Source organism: Shewanella sp. 11B5, assembly GCF_002836795.1.
GTDB classification, from domain to species: domain Bacteria; phylum Pseudomonadota; class Gammaproteobacteria; order Enterobacterales; family Shewanellaceae; genus Shewanella; species Shewanella frigidimarina.
This window is the reverse complement of sequence record NZ_PJAP01000532.1, coordinates 1-5,461: the sequence shown is the minus strand read 5'-3', so window position 1 is coordinate 5,461 and position 5,461 is coordinate 1. Positions and strand designations below refer to the sequence as shown.

Genomic DNA, 5,461 nt, shown 5'->3' with positions numbered 1-5,461 from the left:
AAACCAGCTTTGTAAACCAGATTTCACACAAAAGTTATTTTTGCTTGGTGTATATCACCGGCTGTAATTTGTCTTATACCGACTTTGAAAAGCAATGCATTGAAAAATGTGACTTGTTCGAAAACCGTTGGACGGGCGCCAATTTACAAAAGGCCTCTTTTAAAGGTTCAGATTTAAGTCGCGGTGAATTTTCATCCAATAGCTGGCAACAATTTGATATGCAATATTGTGATTTATCACATTGTGAATTAACCGGTTTGGATCCTCGTCGAGTTAACTTAACGGGGGTCAAAATCTGCGACTGGCAACAAGAGCAATTATTAGAGCAACTCGGCGTTATCGTGTTACCTAGTTAACGCCAAATGAGGCAGAACGATAGTGGCTCTGCTTATTCTGAGTGAACTTGTCATCAATAATTGTTCACGTGTTTAGCGCTAAGTAATATACATGTGCAGAGTGCTCGGTTTATTGTGAAGTCTGCACTCTAACCGAGTCGACATTATTGAGTAAAGAGTACTAATAATGACAACGTACAGCTTTCACTTTGCTTGTTTTTATAACATCATGACAACAAAATTGTGTTTTGCTTAAGCAACAATGACGTTAACAATGACGTTAACTATGACGTTAAAAGGATGTTACTCACCTATGAGAGCCACTTATCTATTTTTGTTATGCTCATTGCTAGTGCCGATAGTTGTCTGCGCTAACAACTTACCAAATTTCCTCACCGCAGATTCTGATAAAGAGTACCGTGCAACAATAAATCATTTACGGGGTTTATTACCCAAAAATGGCATTGCAGAAATATTACCCGGATTAGCCTCACCGTATGGTTTGCTTGATGTGCACCCTACAAAATTTACCTCAGCAGAGGATAAAAATGATTTTGCTAATTTCAACTTAGGTGTAATGAGTAACGCGATATTTAAAGCCGACCCCAACTTTGTCACCAGTTTGCCCAATCGAGTACTGTGCAATGAAACATCATGCCGAAACCAAAGGGTTAAGGCCATCAACAAATTGCTGATACAGCAAGACGTAATCCGTGTTTTTTTTAAGGACAATGTCGATATCACTATCGTGCAGCAGTCAGATGATAATGTATTTAGAGTCAATAACGCATTTTTCACCCCCGCAGGTATTATTCAATATCAACCGTCAGCAGTAGCTGGGTTTGTTCCTTCAGGCGATGCCACTTTTTTTAAAAATGTCACCAATATAGAAGCGTGTAATATGTGCTCAACACGCTCAGCTAGGGTAAGAGACATTATGGCCAAGCACCACGTTACCGCGATGGTTAAAGAAAGTTACGGGGTAATTAATATTATTTTCGAAGGTATTAGTAATAATCATTGGGGAGTTAAGCTAAGCGACAACTCAGATGTTAAGCCAGTAAAAGGGCAGCCAAATGCTTTGGGGTATCCATATGATGATGTTATAGCAATAACACCAACGGTTATTTACTACCAATCTAACTAAAATGATCACCAGCTAACATATTCATTTCTTTATTCCGCATGTCGATACGCTTAAAACCATTAATGTCAGCCACATTAATGGTTTTATCGTGTTTATTAAGGGGCAAGTTTACCGAAGTTGACTAAGTGTTAAATGCTGCACCAGGTTAGACCTCATGCTGTTATGGCCTAATTACCTTGTCTTCTGCTGCTATTGCCAATAGAGTGACGGCCGGAATGTCCGTAATTCAGCACCATCAGTGTGAAAACACAAACAAAGTAGGTAACAGGTTTGATAGATAATATAACTTTGATCGTCGATTTCTTTCTTGAACACAAATTATTATTAACGGTGTTAATAATAATGCTTATCTCAGTGATAAAACGTTTTATCATTTCAAGTATTCGTGGCGACGTCGCTTTTCTTTCTGATGTGCAGCGCAAATGGATGTCACGCACTAAAAATGGCACCTTCATTTTAATACTGGTTATTTTGTTCATACTTTGGCAATCCGAAGTTAGCAAGTTTGCGCTGTCAGTTACCGCTATTGCCATTGCTTTAGTCATAGCATCAAAAGAAATTATTTTGTGTTTTACCGGCTCAATACAACGCGCGAGTTCACGTTCATTTGTGATTGGTGATTGGATTGAAGTAGGAAAAATATATGGCGAAGTGATTGAACATAACTTAATGGCCACCGTGATCCAAGAGATCGACCTCGATCATGGTCAATACCATTACACAGGTAAAACCGCGACGTTACCTAACAGTATGTTTTTTACCTATGCGGTTAAAAACCTCAACTTTATGAAACGTTATGTTTACCACAACATAACGATTACCGTAGTCCAGTTTGTTAATCTCTATACATTGTTTCCGGCGTTAACCCGTCAAATAGAACAGCACTGTGAAGACTTTATTGAAGTGGCCAAGCGTTACAACGGTGTAATAGAAAAACATGCTGGTGTCGATTTACCCGGCAGCGAACCGCATATTCATATCACCAGCGGCATTAACGGCGAGCAAAATGTGCATATCATGATTTTTTGCCCCACAGAACGCGCCATACATTTAGAGCAGTTAATAAGAGAAGACTTTATGATTGCTTACCACGAAAACTTTAGTTAATTCAATTATGATTAATCTCAGTTTAATGCTGAGATTAATCAAATCGCCACTCCGCTTTAGTATCAATAGCTTCACTTAGTTTTAGCATCAACAAACACTTCTCCAAGCATGTCTAAAATTACAAGTTTGGAAGCTATCCAACCCACAGCAGCAAGCATAGTGGCCAGTATAAGAATAGTTTGCCGCGCAACTCATTGGTTTTTCATTCAACGTTTTTTCAGCTTATGGCAGGGCTAAAGGAGTAAGGTTTTGGCAACGCTGAATGATACAGCCTTACACAAAGACATATGCAGATTGATAAGTGGTCTATACGCACAAAGCGATCCTAACGTTACGTCAGAATCGCTCTAATATTCACTTAGTTAAACAGCACGATTGCTATTAACTTGGGCTGTATTGTGGGTAATCAGTTAAGCCTTTTTCAGAGCCGCCAAATAATGTCTCTGGTGTGTGCACCGCTAATGGATAACCATGCTTAATGCGGTTTGGCAAATCAGGATTAGATACAAATGGTCGACCAAAACCAATCATATCAGCTAGGCCATCGTTAATTGCCTGTGTGCCTTTTTCACCGTCGTAACGACCAGCATAAATTAGTATCCCTTTATAGGCCGCTCGAACTGCATCTTTAAACGCTGCAGGAGTCTCGGGGGCATCATCCCAATCGACTTCAGCAAAATGAATGTAAACCACATTTAAACTGTTAAGTAATACTGCCGCTGCGGTATAGGTTTCAATGGGGGTTGCATCAACAGTACCATTTAAAGATGTAAATGGCGCAAGACGTACACCAACACGATCAGCACCGATGGCATCAGTCATTGCACCAACCACTTCACCTAAGAAACGCAGGCGGTTTTCGATACTACCACCATATTCGTCAATACGATTATTCGCTTCAGAATCGATAAACTGGTTAATTAAATAACCGTTTGCAGCATGCAATTCTATGCCATCAAAACCTGCTTCAATCGCATTTAACGCCGCTTGGCGATATTCACCAATAACATGTTCAATGTCAGCTTTAGACATTTCACGCGCCACAACCACGTCAACAAAACCAGGTTCGTCAGTACCATTATCCACAAACACTTTTACATTTTGTGCTTTTAGTGCAGAAGACGAAATAGGTTGCTTGCCATTGATATTGTCTGGGTGAGTCACGCGGCCAACATGCCAAAGTTGGGCGAAGATAGTGCCGCCTTTTGCATGCACAGCGTTGGTGACTTTTTGCCATCCGGCTATTTGCTCTGGAGAATAAATACCTGGCGTCCAAGCATAACCTTGGCCCATGGCTGAAATCTGGGTACCTTCACTCACAATAAGGCCCGCTGAAGCGCGTTGAGCATAATATTCAGCCATCATATCGTTGGCAACATTACCTGGCTGAGAGGCGCGCGACCGCGTCATTGGAGGCATAACAATACGATTTTTTAAAGAAAGTTTACCGAGTTGTATCGGTTGAAACAGTGAATCTTTCATTGTGTATTCCTCTTTACTGACTAATTTGGATGAGTTCAATTTGGTATCCATCAGGATCGACGATAAAGGCGATGTGGGTTGTACCACCTTTTACCGGTCCTGGTTCACGGGTGACTTTGCCACCGCGTGCTTTAATGTCATTACAGGCTCTATAAATATCCTCTACACCCAGCGCAATATGACCAAAAGCATTACCTTGATCATACTCATTGGTATCCCAGTTATAAGTTAATTCAATCGTGGTGCTGTCTGCTTGAGTGCCATAACCGACAAAGACTAAGGTGTAGCGATACTCTTTGTTTTCGGTTGTTTCTAACACTTTCATGCCCAGCACATTGGTGTAAAACTCGATTGATTTCGCTAGATCAACAACTCTCAACATGGTGTGTAAAAATTTCATCTATTTCTCTTTTGGCAATATCTTTGAATCGCATCATTAAATGTGCAAGCACTCGGGTAAAAAGTCGGATAAACAATTGGTTACATTGCCAAGTGAAGTATACGTATTAATGATGAATTATGTTCGATAAGAGTAATATACAGCGAGCATGCTTAAACATTAAATTATTAAAACTTATCCTTTTGATAATTTAATGTTATGGATTGAGCGTTTAAGCATTAACACTCGAAAATAGTGAGTTTCAGTTGTCCAAAGAGTTGCGCGAAGATACGCTGATTAGAACGGCAGTTGCTCACCACTAACATCATAAAACTGACCGGTATTGTGGATCGATAAATTGTTGATCACTTTGATAATTCCAAGTGCGGAATCGTTAACGCTAACACTTGCAGAGCTGCCGCCCATATCAGTTTGCACCCAGCCAGGATGAACAGATACCACCGCGACGTTATCATTAACCAGTTCAGTCGCTAAATTCACAGTTAACATATTGGCTGCGGCTTTAGACATTCGGTAACCATACCAATCGACACCTTGTGCTTGTGATAGCGCTCCCTTTGAAGAAGAGATAATCACTATTTTGCATAAACGTGTTTTATTCAGCAGGTTTATTAAACAATGGGTTAAAAATAATGGCCCGAGCGCGTTCACTTTAAAACACATTTCAGCGTCAGCATAATCGATCGCATGAATACTGTGATTATCTCGATCTAAAAAGCCCGCATTATTAACAATTAAATCGAGACTAATATTTTGCTGGCTGAGATTATTCGCTAAGCGCTGGATTGATTCAGAGTTCGTTATATCCAGTGACTCAATCAATAGTTTGTCAGCAAACTGAGCCTTTAACGACATAAGCTCAGTCGCTGTAGTGGTATTTCTACAGGTCGCTATGACGCTGCAACCGTTGATAAGATATTGCTCAGTTAACGCTAAACCAATGCCTCTATTCGCACCGGAAATTAATACTACTTCACTATTCATTAAAAC

Annotated in this window: 6 protein-coding genes; 3 read left to right on the top strand and 3 right to left on the bottom strand. The window is 40.2% G+C overall.

Annotated elements, in window-relative coordinates; all coding sequences use genetic code 11:
* From CXF78_RS12565 to CXF78_RS12555, 3 genes are all read left to right on the top strand, one after another.
* A partial coding sequence (locus tag CXF78_RS12565; RefSeq protein ID WP_145991432.1) for a pentapeptide repeat-containing protein occupies positions 1 to 356 on the top strand: 356 nt, incomplete at its 5' end.
* Between the two features lie 292 nt (positions 357 to 648).
* Positions 649 to 1,482, top strand: a complete 834-nt coding sequence (locus CXF78_RS12560) for a hypothetical protein (RefSeq protein WP_102036982.1) — start codon at positions 649 to 651, stop codon at positions 1,480 to 1,482.
* Between the two features lie 342 nt (positions 1,483 to 1,824).
* On the top strand, positions 1,825 to 2,589 hold the full coding sequence (locus tag CXF78_RS12555) for a mechanosensitive ion channel family protein (protein ID WP_374702290.1): 765 nt from the start codon (positions 1,825 to 1,827) through the stop codon (positions 2,587 to 2,589).
* Positions 2,590 to 2,970: 381 nt separating this feature from the next.
* Here CXF78_RS12555 and CXF78_RS12550 read toward each other — a convergent pair whose 3' ends face one another.
* The 3 genes from CXF78_RS12550 to CXF78_RS12540 form a co-directional block, all read right to left on the bottom strand.
* On the bottom strand, positions 2,971 to 4,071 hold the full coding sequence (locus CXF78_RS12550; protein ID WP_102036981.1) for an alkene reductase: 1,101 nt from the start codon (positions 4,069 to 4,071) through the stop codon (positions 2,971 to 2,973).
* A 13-nt stretch (positions 4,072 to 4,084) separates the two neighbouring features.
* Positions 4,085 to 4,471 carry a lactoylglutathione lyase gene (gene gloA / locus CXF78_RS12545; protein ID WP_102036980.1) on the bottom strand — a complete coding sequence of 129 codons (387 nt, stop codon included), beginning with the start codon at positions 4,469 to 4,471 and terminating at the stop codon, positions 4,085 to 4,087.
* A gap of 276 nt (positions 4,472 to 4,747) precedes the next feature.
* The coding region (locus CXF78_RS12540) for an SDR family oxidoreductase (protein WP_257984904.1) at positions 4,748 to 5,461 on the bottom strand (714 nt) is incomplete at its 5' end.

Bases quoted from the DNA above. Each gene is read 5' to 3' on its own strand.
- CXF78_RS12550 (WP_102036981.1), bottom strand. From the start codon at position 4,071: ATGAAAGATTCACTGTTTCAACCGATACAACTCGGTAAACTTTCTTTA.
- gloA (WP_102036980.1), bottom strand. From the start codon at position 4,471: ATGAAATTTTTACACACCATGTTGAGAGTTGTTGATCTAGCGAAATCA.
- CXF78_RS12555 (WP_374702290.1), top strand. From the start codon at position 1,825: ATGCTTATCTCAGTGATAAAACGTTTTATCATTTCAAGTATTCGTGGC.
- CXF78_RS12560 (WP_102036982.1), top strand. From the start codon at position 649: ATGAGAGCCACTTATCTATTTTTGTTATGCTCATTGCTAGTGCCGATA.